The organism is Pseudoalteromonas sp. C2R02 (assembly GCF_018860845.1).
Lineage (GTDB): Bacteria > Pseudomonadota > Gammaproteobacteria > Enterobacterales > Alteromonadaceae > Pseudoalteromonas.
Genome location: NZ_JAHKQC010000009.1, coordinates 19,923 through 34,957, shown reverse-complemented (window position 1 = coordinate 34,957; position 15,035 = coordinate 19,923). Strand labels below are relative to the sequence as shown.

10 protein-coding genes are annotated in these 15,035 nt (G+C 35.6%); 7 read left to right on the top strand and 3 right to left on the bottom strand.

Annotated elements, in window-relative coordinates:
• Nucleotides 1-2 precede the first annotated feature (2 nt).
• From ilvD to can, 5 genes are all read left to right on the top strand, one after another.
• Nucleotides 3-1,859, top strand: coding sequence for a dihydroxy-acid dehydratase (gene ilvD / locus KO527_RS01500; protein ID WP_216038631.1), 1,857 nt, complete (start codon nucleotides 3-5; stop codon nucleotides 1,857-1,859).
• 62 nt (nucleotides 1,860-1,921) lie between these two features.
• Nucleotides 1,922-3,448 carry a threonine ammonia-lyase, biosynthetic gene (gene ilvA / locus KO527_RS01495; RefSeq protein WP_216038630.1) on the top strand — a complete coding sequence of 509 codons (1,527 nt, stop codon included), beginning with the start codon at nucleotides 1,922-1,924 and terminating at the stop codon, nucleotides 3,446-3,448.
• A 130-nt stretch (nucleotides 3,449-3,578) separates the two neighbouring features.
• Nucleotides 3,579-4,490 carry a hypothetical protein gene (locus KO527_RS01490; RefSeq protein ID WP_216038629.1) on the top strand — a complete coding sequence of 304 codons (912 nt, stop codon included), beginning with the start codon at nucleotides 3,579-3,581 and terminating at the stop codon, nucleotides 4,488-4,490.
• Between the two features lie 293 nt (nucleotides 4,491-4,783).
• The gene (locus KO527_RS01485) at nucleotides 4,784-5,962 is read left to right on the top strand and encodes a methyltransferase (protein WP_216038628.1); all 1,179 of its coding nucleotides are present in this window, start codon (nucleotides 4,784-4,786) and stop codon (nucleotides 5,960-5,962) included.
• A 25-nt stretch (nucleotides 5,963-5,987) separates the two neighbouring features.
• Complete coding sequence (gene can, locus KO527_RS01480; RefSeq protein WP_216038627.1) at nucleotides 5,988-6,638, top strand: carbonate dehydratase; 651 nt, start codon at nucleotides 5,988-5,990, stop codon at nucleotides 6,636-6,638.
• A 165-nt stretch (nucleotides 6,639-6,803) separates the two neighbouring features.
• On the opposite strand, the gene KO527_RS01475 is transcribed toward can, so the two are convergent.
• Complete coding sequence (locus KO527_RS01475; RefSeq protein ID WP_216038626.1) at nucleotides 6,804-8,765, bottom strand: methyl-accepting chemotaxis protein; 1,962 nt, start codon at nucleotides 8,763-8,765, stop codon at nucleotides 6,804-6,806.
• A gap of 138 nt (nucleotides 8,766-8,903) precedes the next feature.
• On the opposite strand from KO527_RS01475, the gene KO527_RS01470 reads away from it, so the two are divergent.
• Entirely contained in the window at nucleotides 8,904-9,974 is a 1,071-nt protein-coding gene (locus KO527_RS01470; protein ID WP_216038625.1) for a hypothetical protein, read from the top strand.
• A 51-nt stretch (nucleotides 9,975-10,025) separates the two neighbouring features.
• Here the strand turns inward: KO527_RS01470 and KO527_RS01465 are convergent, their stop codons facing one another.
• A complete protein-coding gene (locus tag KO527_RS01465; protein ID WP_216038624.1) occupies nucleotides 10,026-10,280 on the bottom strand; it encodes an accessory factor UbiK family protein in 255 nt (84 codons plus the stop codon).
• A 158-nt stretch (nucleotides 10,281-10,438) separates the two neighbouring features.
• On the opposite strand from KO527_RS01465, the gene rep reads away from it, so the two are divergent.
• Nucleotides 10,439-12,451, top strand: coding sequence for a DNA helicase Rep (gene rep, locus KO527_RS01460; RefSeq protein WP_216038623.1), 2,013 nt, complete (start codon nucleotides 10,439-10,441; stop codon nucleotides 12,449-12,451).
• 2 nt (nucleotides 12,452-12,453) lie between these two features.
• Here rep and KO527_RS01455 read toward each other — a convergent pair whose 3' ends face one another.
• Complete coding sequence (locus KO527_RS01455) at nucleotides 12,454-14,994, bottom strand: diguanylate cyclase (RefSeq protein WP_216038622.1); 2,541 nt, start codon at nucleotides 14,992-14,994, stop codon at nucleotides 12,454-12,456.
• Between the last annotated feature and the right edge of the window lie 41 nt (nucleotides 14,995-15,035).

The following is a 15,035-nucleotide window of genomic DNA, read 5'->3' as shown; positions in this document are numbered from 1 at the left end:
TGATGGCTAAATTAAGAAGTGCAACTACAACTGAAGGTCGTAAACGCGCAGGCGCAAGAGCATTATGGCGTGCGACAGGTATGACAGATAAGGATTTTGGTAAACCAATTATTGCGGTTGTAAATTCATTTACCCAATTTGTACCAGGCCACGTACATTTAAATCAGTTAAGTGAGCTAGTAGCTGATGCAATCACTGAAGCGGGTGGTGTACCAAAAGAGTTTAATACTATCGCGATAGATGATGGTATTGCCATGGGTCACAGTGGCATGTTGTATTCTTTACCTTCTAGAGATTTGATTGCAGATTCAGTTGAGTACATGGTAAATGCCCATTGTGCTGATGCTATGGTATGTATTTCAAACTGTGACAAAATCACGCCAGGTATGATGCTTGCTGCATTTAGATTGAATATCCCTGTGATTTTTGTATCAGGTGGACCTATGGAGGCGGGTAAAACTAAGCTTGCATCTATTGATGTGAAATTAGATTTAGTAGATGCTATGGTTCAAGCTGCCGATCCAAATGTAAGCGATGAGCAATCGGAGCAAGTGGAGCGCTCTGCATGTCCTACATGTGGTTCTTGTTCTGGCATGTTTACAGCAAATTCAATGAACTGTTTATTAGAAGGCTTAGGCTTAGCATTGCCAGGAAACGGGACTACTTTAGCAACGCATAAAGATCGTAAGCAGTTATACCTAGATGCATCTGCTCGTATCGTAGATTTATGTCGTGAGTATTATCAAAAAGATAATGAAGCTGTATTACCTCGTAATATTGCCAGTCGAGCTGCATTCGAAAACGCTATGACACTAGATATTGCGATGGGTGGTTCATCAAATACTGTATTACATTTATTAGCAGCCGCACAAGAAGCGGGTGTTGATTTTGATATGACACATATCAATGCGCTTTCTCTTAAAACACCTTATTTATGCAAAGTTGCACCTGCAACACCTGAATACCATATTGAAGATGTGCATCGCGCTGGTGGTATTATGGGTATTTTAAATGAGTTAGGTAAAGCGGGTTTACTTGATTTATCTTGTGAGCATGTTGCTGGTGGTAGCATTGGCGATTTAATCAATAAATGGGATGCAACAAACCCAGATAACGTTAAAGCGCAAAAGTTTTATAAAGCAGGTCCTGCAGGTATTCGTACAACCAAAGGTATGAGCCAAGAATGTCGTTGGCCAGAGCTTGATATCGACCGTGAAAATGGCTGTGTTCGTAGTGTAGAACATGCATTCAGACAAGACGGCGGTTTATGTGCACTTTACGGAAATATTGCTGTTGATGGCTGTATTGTTAAAAGTGCCGGTGTCGTTGATGACATGTTGACTTTTACTGGTCCAGCAAAAGTATATGAATCACAAGATGATGCTGTTGATGGCATTTTAAATGAAGAAGTTAAAGCGGGCGATGTTGTTGTTATTCGCTATGAAGGTCCTAAAGGTGGACCGGGTATGCAAGAAATGCTTTATCCAACAAGTTATTTAAAATCTATGGGCTTAGCTGAAAAATGTGCATTGATCACTGATGGACGTTTCTCTGGCGGTACATCTGGTTTATCAATTGGTCATGCTTCACCAGAAGCTGCTGCTGGTGGCGCAATTGCATTAGTTGAAGACGGCGATTCAATTATTATAGATATCCCTAACCGCGGTATTTCAATAGATCTTTCTGATGCTGAGCTAAAGGCCCGCCGTGAAAAACAAGACGCTAGAGGTAAAGATGCTTATAAGCCAGTTGATAGAAACCGTGTTGTAAGCCCTGCATTAAAAGCGTATTCGCTACTTGTTACAAGTGCAGATAAAGGTGCGGTAAGAGATTTGGCTAAGTTAGACAAGCTTGTCTAGCGAATAGAAAAATAGAATTTAAGTTTGAATGACTCGCGTCATTCAAACTGTAGGAATGTAATATGGTCAGTAAAGAATTAGATTATTTCAGAGCTATCATCCAAGCCAATATGGCGCCATTAGCTAAATTGACTGACGTTAGCCCAGTTACCAGCCTTGAAAAAAAGTTAGAAAACAACATTTGGCTTAAACGTGAAGATCAGCAACCTGTTTATTCATTTAAACTACGTGGTGCTTTTCATAAGCTAAAAAAATTACCTGCTAACTCTAAAGTAGTCACAGCTTCAGCGGGTAATCATGCACAAGGTGTTGCATTAAGTGCAAGTCACTTAGGTCATACCGCGGCGATCGTGATGCCAGATACCACGCCTGATATAAAAGTGAATGCAGTAAGAAGTTTAGGTGGTGAAGTCATTTTACATGGTCATCATTTTGATGCTGCAAATGCTTATGCAAAAGAACTTGCTGAAAAAGAGGGCGCTATCTTTGTTCCACCATTTGATGATCCTGATGTCATCGTAGGACAAGGCACCATTGCACGTGAACTTATGCAGCAATTACCAAACTTAGATGCGGTATTTATTCCGGTTGGTGGCGGTGGTTTATTGGCTGGTATGGCTGTTTATATCAAATCACTTAATCCTGAAATACAGGTAATAGGCGTAGAGTTTCAAGAAAGTGCGTGTTTAGAAGCCGCATTAAAAGCCGGTAAACCAGTAGAACTTGATCGTGTTGGTAGTTTTGCAGATGGTGTCGCAGTAAAGGTGATAGGCACTGAAACATTTAGATTAGCGCAGCAGTTTTGCGATAAAGTTATTACCGTATCAAGTGATGAAATATGTGCAGCGATGCAAGATATTTTTGTATCTACGCGTGCTGTTGCAGAACCATCTGGTGGCTTAGCATTAGCAGGGCTTAAAAAATGGTGTTTAGATACCGGTGTAAAAGGCCAAAATCTAGCAGCAGTGTTATCGGGTGCAAACTTGAACTTTGATCGCTTACGTTATGTTGCTGAACGTACTGCGCTTGGTGAAAAAAATGAAGCACTTTTAGCTGTTACTATTAATGAAGAAAAAGGTAGCTTTAAAAAGTTTTGCCAGGCACTAGATGGCAGAACGATTACTGAGTTTAACTATCGTTATGACAATAGTAATGATGCTGAAATTTATGTAGGCATAGGCCTGAGGAATGGCCAGGATGAACTTGATGAGTTGAAGTCACAATTAGCTTCTAAAGAATATAATTTTATTGACTTGTCTGATAACGAGTTAGCTAAGCTACATATCCGTTATATGGTGGGTGGTAAGCCTTGTAGCCCATTAACTGAAAAGTTATTTAGGTTTGAATTTCCTGAACATCCAGGTGCTTTAGAGCGCTTTTTAGATACGCTGGGTGCTAATTGGAATATCAGCTTATTTCATTATCGAAATCACGGTTCAGCTATAGGTAATGTATTGGCTGCATTTGAAGTTGCAGATCAGGATATGGCCGAATTTAAGCAACACTTAGATAAATTAGCTTATGTTTATCAAGAAGAAACTGATAACCCTTGTTATCAAAGATTTTTAGCTGCAAATCATAAAGCTTAATTTTTATTAAGTATAAAGCTCACGTGATATTTTATCGTGAGCTACCTCTTTTTGAATAACAAACACTTTCTTACAGTAATTTTTATTTGAAGCAGTAGAATCCAAGTTTTTATAATAAGCTAAGGTTATTATGTCTTCTTTTAAACTCAATTTCGCTCTTTTTTGCTCTATACTCGCTTTGGTATTTTCTGGAATGAATTTAATTCAACAAAATTCCATAATAACTGATGTTACAAAAGAACCAACAGGCACATACAGTAATAAACAATCAATCGCTCTGAGTGAACCTGAAGTAAGAAGCAGTGATATTGAGGTTCAATACTTGTTAGAGCGAATAGTTAAATTAGAAACGCGTCTTGGCTCTTTTTCTAGAGAAGACACCATTATGCCTTTGGATCATTCTCAACAAGAATTAGAGACAGTCGTTTTTTCTTTGATTGAAAAGCATAAACAAAAAGAAATGGATACATTGAAGGCTGAAAATCCAGTATATGGGTTTTACGAGGATCTGCCTAAAGACTATGAGCTAAGAATTAAAACGGATTCTGAGTTTGAAAATCAAGTAAGTAATGATTTAAAGCAAAAAATATTAAATGATAATCTACCTGCAGCAGAGCGTTTGGCTGCAATTAGCCAATTACAGATGAATATGTACATTCTTAACAAAAAAAGTCTGGAACAATATGATTATCAGGCTGTTGAAGCCATTTTAGATATGACAAACAATATGCAAGATGAAAATCTGCGGTTGCAAGCGCTAGAACTCGTTTCAAGAGCGCCTTTAGTAGATGAAAGATTGTCACAGTCATTTACAAAAATGCTGGAGCAAGAACCGAATGATTATGTAAAAAACCTTGCTGCTGAGGGGCTAATGTCCCAATACTTCCAATCGGGCTCTAGCCCTAATAAACAAAAGAAAATAGCTCAAAATTTATTGTTTCTATATGAAAATACAGAAGACCCAAAAGTGAAATTGATTCTTGAAAATACAATGGGAGACGAAAGAATGCTAGAGGACCTAAATGCATTATTGAAAGATTAAATCGAAATTTTTCAAGTTGCCCATTTGTAATGGGCTTTATAGATTTTTAGTCATAATTAGAGCGTTTATAATACTAAAAACTAATTTTTCAGTTGGAAACCATCATTTTATAGTGGGCAGAATAAAACATCAGGGATTACATCTGTCAAAACTGTTTACACAAGAAAAATGATATTTAACGGTTATTTATTGTAATATTTATCTCAGATTTAAGAAATCTTTAATTCTTCAAAAATGATCATATGCTTGCTATCGCTGCTATAATTAGGCATCGTTTTTTGTTATGTCGTTTTATGAATTACCTTGCTCATTTTAAACAGTTAGATCAGATTTTAGTTTCAACTCGTCAATATTGGCAGCTACTTGCTTTTTCTCAAAATGCACTGCCATGGCCTCAGTTATTCGATAAGCTTAATGATTTAAGCCCAGAAAAGTTATTAGAACTAGAACAAAACCCTGATTTATCTTACGCATATTTTTCTGATGCGATCCCGCAATTACCTGACCTTAAAAAACTTACCGATACATTTTCAATGGTGACAAAAGAAGTGGAATTTCCATTTTGGTTAGAGGCGGGCATTAAAGGTCGTAAACTTGCCCAGTTAAAATCATTTGTGGCAGCTGTTGATGAAACCGAATTACCTGTGCTTGAATGGTGCGCCGGTAAAGGCCATTTGGGCCGAATGCTGGCTTTTAAAGGGACTAAAAAAGTACATAGCATTGAAATTCAACCGCATTTATGTGAGCAGGGCACTGCCTTGGCAAAAAAACATGATATGAATATCAACTTTACTCAGGCCGATGTTTTACAAGATGACTTATCGCAACAGATTAAACAAAAACAACATGCGGTTGCATTGCATGCTTGTGGTCAATTGCATCAAACCTTGATGAGACAAGCAGTTTCATCACACACTCAAAAACTTTCCCTTTCACCCTGTTGTTATCATTTGATGCAAGACTCCAATGATTATCAGGCAATGAGCGATGAAGCCTTACAGAGTGAAATAAATCTATCTAATTATGATTTAAAACTCGCATTACAAGAAACGGTTACGGCAGCTGATCGGATCACGCAAAAGCGTACCCTTGAGGTAGAGTGGCGTTTAGGTTTTGATCAGTTGATGCGAGATGTGACGGGTACAGACAAATATATTAGCGTACCGTCAGTAAGTAAAAGTATGTTTTCAACTAATTTTGAAGCCTTTTGTACTTGGGCTGCAGAAAAGAAATCTTTAGATTTACCTAATGATATTGATTTTGAAAGTTATTATCAAAAAGGTAAAGCAAGAAAGAAAATAACCGAAAAAATCGAATTGGTACGTCATTTGTTTCGAAGACCAATTGAAATTTGGCTGATTTTAGATCGCGCTTTGTATCTGCAAAATAATGGTTACCAAGTAACAGTAAATGAGTTTTGCGATAAACAAGTGACACCTAGAAACATATTAATTCAAGCGTATAAAATTTAATTATTTTTGTATTACAGGGGATAAAATGAAACATTTAAAAAATTTATTTGATAATAACCGACATTGGGCATGTCAAACGACTCAAGATAATCCTGAGTTTTTTAAAGTTCTGTCAATGCAACAAAATCCAGATTACTTATGGATAGGCTGTTCAGACTCTCGTGTGCCAGCAAATGAAATTGTAGGTCTATTACCAGGTGAACTATTTGTACACAGAAATGTAGCAAATGTAGTTGTTCATACAGATCATAACTGTTTGTCAGTAATGCAATATGCAGTTGAAGTATTAAAAGTTAAGCATATTATGGTTGTTGGTCATTATGCTTGTGGTGGTGTTAAAGCTGCACTAGATGGTGCAAAGTTAGGCTTAATTGATAACTGGTTAAGACATGTTGTAGATGTTAAAGAAAAGCATACTGAGCAATTAAATGCGATTGAAGACTACGAAAAACGTGTAGATACTTTATGTGAGCTAAACGTTATTGAACAAGTTAAAAATGTTAGCCAAACTTCAATTGTGCAAGATGCATGGGATAGAGGCCAAGAATTAACGGTTCACGGTTGGATTTATGGTTTAAAAGATGGTCATTTAAGTGATCTGAACTCTTGTACAACTAATAGTAAAGAGCTTTTAAGTATTTATCAGCAAGCAACAAAAGAAGTATTTGAACGCTAGTTTTAATATTTTGACATAAAAAAAGCCAACCTATGAAGGCTGGCTTAAGGTGCATTCAACAACAAATGCTACAAGGGAATTTGGTTTTCTAAAGTACTCTTTAGAAGATGTGGCTATTATGTCACTCTCAATCTGAATTTAAGCTTAATGCTTTAATAAAAAGCGTTAAGTTTTAAATTTACCTACTAATGCTGTGAGATTTGATGATAAACCCGATAAGTGCTCTGCATTGTCATTTGCAGAGATTGCAACATTGGCAACTTCATCGGCTACATTTTTAATTTCTACTACATTACGACTAATATCCTCAGCGACATGTTGTTGTTCTTCAGCTGCAGTGGCAATTTGCGTATTCATATTGCTTATCATATCAACAGAGCTTGTAATGCTCACAAATGCATCTTTTGCAGCAGTTGTTAGGTCTACTGTTTCATCAGACTTTTCTAAACTATCGTTCATCTCCTTAGATACACTTTGTGTCATATTCCGTAATTTACCAAGCTGTACTGATATTTCTTCGGTTGATTCTGAGGTGCGTTGTGACAAGGCTCTCACTTCATCGGCAACAACCGAAAATCCTCGGCCTTGCTCCCCTGCTCTAGCTGCTTCTATCGCTGCATTGAGTGCAAGTAAATTAGTTTGCTCAGCAATCCCCCTGATAACATCTAATATGGATGTTATGTTTTGGCTTTCTATATCTAGGCGTTGAATGTCATCAGCAGCACTTCTAATGGTTTTACTTAATGAGCTGACACTTGTTACTGACTTTTCAATTATTTTTTTACCATCATCCGCTGCTTGCTTTGACGTATTGGCAGAGTCAGCTGCATTGGCACAACTTGAGGCAACTTCATTTGCTGTTGCTGCCATTTGGTTTACCGCGGTAGCCGCTTGTTCCAATGCTTGTTGTTGTAATTGAATTGAATCATGTAAAGTGAGAGATAAGCTAGAAGACTGATCAGCTGAGCCATTTACATTTTGTGATGTATCATTGATTTCTTTAACTAAATTGGCAATTGAAGTTAAAAATAAATTAAAGCTATGTGCTAGCTTTCCTGTTTCATCTTCTGTACGTATTGTTAGTCTTTGAGTTAAGTCGCCACCACCTTGAGAAATAAGTTCTAAGCCATCGGTTACTTCAATAATAGGCTTAGAGATTAAACGTGCTAAATAAATTGCTCCAGTTGAAAATAAACCAATTAAAATTAAGCTTATCACTATAATAGTTGTCGCCATTTTATTTGCTGAGGCCAATACCTCGCTGGTTTTAAGCAAGCCAATAAATTTCCAACCAAGCTTTTTAGATGTATATATATTTGCTAAATAAGTTTCGCTATCAATCTCAATTTCAACTTGTCCGCTACTGAGCTTTGATAATTGTTTATAAAAACCATTGCTAACTTCATTAAGTGGTTTAAAGTTATTTTTAGTATGTTTAGGATCAACAAGTATGGTGCCGGTATCTTCAACTAGCATTAAGTAACCAGACTCACCTAATTTTATTTTCGAAACCATTTCCGTTAAGCCTTTAAGGCTAACATCCATTCCTGTTACGCCAAATGATTCCCCATTAGCTGATTTAATTGCTTTTACTGTTGATACAATAACGGCATCATCAGGTTCCCAGTAATAAGCTTTTGTTCTCACAGTTGTGCCATCTGCTTGCATGCCCGTTTTAAACCAAGGTCTAGGCCTAGGGTCATAATTAGCGCCAACACTGCCATTAGGCCATTGTGTATATCCACCTTCTAGATTACCCATATAAATATATGAAATACCATCATGAGACTCGCCAAATTCTGTAAATAATTTATATATATCTGCTTCTATTGGATCATTATCTGTTGGGTCCATAGCTGTGGCGTTTGTATTATCTAAATAAGTTTCTATACCTGAGGCACCTGATGTGACATGTGAGTGATGGGATAAGTAATTTACATTTTTTTCAATTTCACTAAAAAACAAATTTATAGCGTTATCAATTTGTGAAACTTCTCTTGTATTCGCATCTTGAATATTCTCATAAGCTTGCTCTCTAGTTTGACTTACCATCAAAATAGAAATAACTAACAAAGGCAGCGTGATTGTTGTAATAAAAGCCGCTATTAGCTTTTGAGAGATAGTCATAAAGGTACTCAGCATAAGTTTAATATTGCAGTAAATATAGATTCTAGAAGAAGAATCATCAACTTGTAGTTATAATTGTTAGATATATTTTGAAGCTATTACTACACTTGCAGTAATTGGTTGCCTGAGGAACAAGTAATGAACAAATATTCGACCATCTTTTTTTTTATAGTACTTATATTGAGCGGGAAATGCTTTGCTTCACCTGCAATATCGGGCGGAGTTTGGTTCAACTATAGTTATATAGAAGATAATGAAAGAGATAAAAAAACAGTAGGGGATATCTCTGATGAAGCGTTAATTTTATATATTGATGGCGAAGCACATGAAGGTAAAGGTAATTGGTCATACTCGGCTGAATTTAGAATTGGTAATGGCGCATTTACAGATTCTGAAAATAATGCTTCTGGAGATAACTCTACATTACACAAAGCTTGGGTTGGTTTTGATTTATCTGAAAATTATAAGCTAATCGTGGGGAAATCTCAGGTACCTTTTGCATGGAAAACTGCCAATTTTTGGCCGGGTGATATGTTTCAAGCTGCCTATGGAGATCAAATGGATGTGGGTTTAAAGTTAATGGCTCAAACCGAACTGTTTGATTACCAACTTGCTTATTTTCATGCTGATGATTGGGGTGAAACATCTACCGATTCAACCGATGATAATAAACATTGGGGTAGTAGTACCACTTACCGTAAGGTGAAAACTTTTGTTGCAGATGTAAAAATTCCAATGACTGAAAGACATATTTTAGGCCTATCTGGTCAAAGTGGTAAGTTGCAGGATTTAATATCTCCTGAAAATGACTTAACGGGCGATCATCAAGCATGGAGTGCTTATTATCATGGAAAATTTGATAACTTTTATATCAAGGCTGAATATATTGATGGTCAAAGAGAGTTACCACAAGCTTATGCTTCGCAAGCAAATTTAGTTGATACTATTGAAAATACGCGTTATGGATTTGAGTTTAGTTATCAAATGAATGAATGGAATTTTATCTTTGATGCGACTTGGGCTAAACCAGATACATTGGGCAATAGTGCAGATACGATAACGGCTTATGCACCAGGTATAAGTTATGATTATGGTCCTGGTTGGATATATTTAGAATACTTAACTCAAGATGGTTGGATAGACAGAGATATGATGATCCATGAAGGTGATTTTGATGCTTGGTATTTAACGATTGATTTTTATTTCTAATTTAATACATTATCTGGGCTAAATTTATAAGTTTAGCCCAGGGAATATATACTATTCTTTTTCAGCTAAGATAGCTTCAAGCTGAGATACTTTTTCTTCAAGTGTTGTTAGTTTTTCACGAGTGCGGAGCAGAACTTGTGTTTGTATTTCAAATTCTTCGCGAGAAACAAAATCCATTTGTGATAGTTTACTCTGTAAAACTTGCTTAGTTTTGCTTTCTACCGTTTCAGCGATATTTTTAACACCTTGAGGCATATTTTCAGTAATTTGCTTGGCAATTTCTTCAATTTTTTTAGGGTTTATCATCTGCTTGAACCTTGAATTATTTTAGTCAGCTAATCTAGCCAATACATATTTTGTTATATGGTACCCATGAGAGCAGTATTTTAATAGTTAATTTGATAAAATCCCGCTTCTTATTTTTTCATTTCTTTTTAGATAATCGTTCAGGAATTTTGTTCACTATGCAAATGAATCCAAAGCAAGATGAAGCTGTAAAATATATTAGTGGACCATGCTTAGTTTTAGCCGGTGCCGGCTCAGGTAAAACACGTGTAATTATAAATAAAATTGCATATTTGATTCAAAAATGTGACTACAAAGCACGAAATATAGCTGCGGTAACTTTTACAAATAAAGCTGCTAAAGAAATGAAGGAAAGGTTAAAACAAACTCTAGGTAAACAAGAGTCTAAAGGCATTTGGATCTCAACCTTTCATACATTAGGTTTAGAGATCATAAAAAAAGAAATTAAAACTTTGGGGTTTAAGCCGGGTTTTTCTTTATTAGATGATCAAGATACCAATCAATTATTAAATGATTTAACTGAAAAAGAGCTTAAAAAAGATAAAGATCAATTAAATCTGCTTAAAATGCAGATCTCAAATTGGAAGAATGAACTTATTATTCCTAAGCAAGCTATCGCTGAAGCAAGGGAGCCGCAAAAAGTATTATTTGCGCAGCTTTACGAGCGTTATCAAATTCAGTTACGTGCTTATAATGCATTAGATTTTGATGATTTGATTATGATCCCAACGTTACTTTTAGCCAAATTTCCTGAAGTAACCTTGCGTTGGCAAAATAGATTTCGCTACTTATTAGTGGATGAGTATCAAGATACTAATACAAGCCAATACCAATTAGTAAAATATTTAGTGGGTGAGCGAGCTCGTTTTACTGTGGTAGGTGATGACGATCAATCTATTTACTCATGGCGTGGTGCTAAACCACAAAATCTTGTTTTATTAAGTAAAGACTTTCCTTCTCTTAGGCTTATCAAGCTTGAGCAAAATTACCGTAGTTATCAGCGTATATTAAAATCAGCCAATATTTTGATTGATAACAACCCGCATGTTTTTGATAAAAAGTTATTTAGTGAGCTGGCATATGGCGAACAAATAAAAGTGATTGGCACCCGTGATGAAGAACATGAAGCAGAGCGTGTTGTAGCTGAAATCATCTCACATAAATTTATGCAGCGTACTAACTATAAAGATTACGCTATTTTATACCGTGGTAATCATCAAGCGCGTATCTTTGAAAAAGGTTTAATGGCTAACCGTATTCCTTACAAAATAAGCGGTGGCATGTCATTTTTTGCACGCGCTGAAATTAAAGATATTATGGCTTATTTAAGGCTTTTGGTTAACCAAGATGATGATAATGCATTTTTACGTATTGTTAATACACCAAGGCGTGAAATTGGTACGGTAACCCTTGAAAAGTTAGGTACTCTGGCAAATGAAAAGCATATCAGCTTATTTGAAGCATGCTTTGATTCTGAGTTAACAAATCGTTTATCTGGCCGTGGTTTTAATGCGTTGCAGGGCTTTGGTCGCTGGGTTGTTGAGTTATCTGATAATGCAGTCAGAGGCGATACCTTAGAAGCAGTAAAAGCCATGATCCATCAGATTGATTATGAAGATTATTTATACGAATCATCACCAAGTGGTAAAGCGGCTGAGATGAGAATGAAGAATGTATCTGAGCTCTACAAATGGATCACAGATATGTTGGTTGGTAATGATGAAAATCCGCCTATGACCTTAGCTGAAGTAGTTACTAAGTTAACCTTAAGGGATATGATGGAGCGTAATGAGGATGAAGAAGAAAGCGATGCAGTACAACTGCTAACTTTACATGCTTCAAAAGGTTTGGAATACCCATATGTGTTTATGGTGGGCATGGAAGAAGGTTTATTACCACACCAAGTAAGTATTGACGAAGAGAATATTGAAGAAGAACGACGTCTAGCTTATGTAGGTATTACACGTGCACAACAGGAACTCATATTTACCTACGCTAAAACACGTCGTCAATATGGTGAAACTTCTACTACAGAGCTAAGTCGTTTTGTACAAGAGTTACCTCAAGATGATTTAGCCTATGAATCTAGAAAGCAGCCAACAACACAATCAGAAAGGATGGAAAAAGGCCAATCTAAAGTTGCAGGCCTCAGAGCTATGCTTAAAAAATAATATTATGAATAGACGTTTTCTATATTTTTAGCTTTATGATGAATATATTCATATTGACTTGAATAGAGAGAAATACCATATTTCTTTAGTGATTTTTGATAATTAAGAATGCTTGGGCCTTTGGCAATAACAGAGGTCTGAGTAAGATTTGCAACAGCTAGCACACCTTGTAATTGCAGCTGGTAACCTTCGTCTTTAATTATTTTTTTACACATTAAAGGGCTGAGTAAAATAAACTCAAATTGATATTGGGTTAAAATACTTAAATCACATCGTGTATGGCCATAATCGTCTAAACCCATTTTTATACCCAAACTTTGTAACTTTGTAATATTATTTTTATTATTGTTACATATGTGGCGTAAATCAGTTTCATTAAATAATAAGCATAATCTATGTGTGATGTTTAACTCTTCAAGTTCAGTGATTAACGCATTGAAATATTCATTATTTAAAAGTTCAATGCTACAGCGTACTAAAATGGCATGTTTACATTGAATAAACTCACTGATTTTGGGTAATAATGAAATTTCAATTTTATGGAAATCAACACTTTTAGGGGTATACTTTTTGATTTGGCCAAATTTCATTTTGCCAAATGTTGGATGAAACCAAAATCTATCGATCAGGCAGGCGATATGGTTTTCAGTGTGAAGATCTATAATCGCACTTGCTTTAAAATAAATTTCACTGGTATCAAATTCGTTTAAACGATAGGATTCTTGTTCGTTATTATTGCTGTGATAACTTTGATAAAAAGCATATCGACCACGACCACTCTTTTTTGATTGATACATGGCGGAATCGGCATTTTTCATTATATCATCGGTATGTTTATATCCTTGATCACTACAGGTTATGCCGATACTGGCACCTGAATTAATAACATTATTATTGTCTTTAAATGGACGAGATAAGGAATCAATGATGCGTTCAGCTACTTCTTGTGCTTCGTGAGCCTGATAAATATGAGTGAGTAAAATTACAAACTCATCACCTCCTAAGCGAGCTAATAAATCATGTTCTCGAATGCAGAACCCTAACGTTTTGGCAATATGAATTAAAAATGCATCGCCAACTTGATGTCCTAAATTATCATTTATTTCTTTAAAGTTATCTAAGTCTATAAATAAAACTGCAAAGCCTGGTTGTGGGTGTCTTAAATGCTGATTAAGTGTTTGTTCAAGTCGAGACATAAATAGGCTTCGGTTAGCTAATCCCGTTAATGGATCATGATGGGCATCATGATATAGCTGTAATTCAATTTTCTTTCTTTCTTCTATCTGTAGCTGTAAAAAATGATTACTACGTTGTAACTCTTGTGTTTTTTGGGTAACACGCAGTTCAAGCTGATCATGACTTAGTTCAAGTTCAGCCATAGTTAAATGTTTTTGCAACACATTTGCGATTTGTTGTGATACAAAATTAATAAGGTCAACATCATCAGCTTTAAATGAATATGTATTACCATAAGATTGGCAAGCAATAATGCCAATCACGCCATTTTCTGAAATGAGTGGGGCACCTAACCATGATGTGGCTTGCGTATTTTTAGATGTACGTTTGATTGCGCCATGTTCGATTAATTTATTTGCTTTAGTACGATTTAATAATTGAGTACTTCCTTGACTGATCACATACTCTGAATAACCCATGGCAAAACTTCTTTTTTCAAAGTTGCCAGCGATGCTATCAACCCAGTATGGAAACGAGAGCATGTTTTCTTTTTGATCATATAAACATATATAAAGGTTTTCAGCATAAGTAATAGATTTCATGATTTCATGTATTTGATAATAAAAGTCATCTAAATCTTTACTTTGTGTTGCTAGCTCAGAAATTTTAAATAAAATCTGCTGCTGTTTGAGTGTTTTTTTTCTATGTTCAATTTCTATTTGAAGTGCATCATTTGTATTTGTTAATTCTGATGTTCTGAACTTTACTTCGCTTTCAAGAGACTCTCTTTGTTTAACACGTTCAATTGCTGTTGAAAGATAAAGTGAGATTATTTCAACTAATTCTATTTGAGCATCTGAATATGATTGTTCTGGAAAATAAGACTGCGTAACCATAACACCAAGAATGGTTTCATCTTTATAAATAGGGATGCCAAGCCAATGTTCGCAAGGAGCGCCCTGAGATTTAAACTTATTAAGTCTTGTATCAATTTCAATTGAATCTTTGGTGTAATATTGTGTTTTACCAGTTTTATAAACATAACCGGTTAAGCCATTGTCAAAATGGTTATCTTCAGTTAAAGGTACCTTGATCCCATCTTTTTCATCAATAAAATAATTTAGTTCTAATTTTTTAGTTTCTTCATTTATGAGAACAACATAGAAATTTTTACTAGGTAAATATGCTACTAAAATTTGATGTATGGCAGGATATAAAAGTGTCAACTCAGACACTGTACTTGCTTGCTCAGAAAGCTGAATAAGCGCATCTTGCATATTATGAAAATGCTGATACTTTTTAAGTAATTTTTTAAGGCGTTGGTTATATTTAGTAACCTTATTTAACGCGATTGTTGAATCTTCCACTGACCCGAACCATTGTTATAATTATCATGGTTAATATTTGT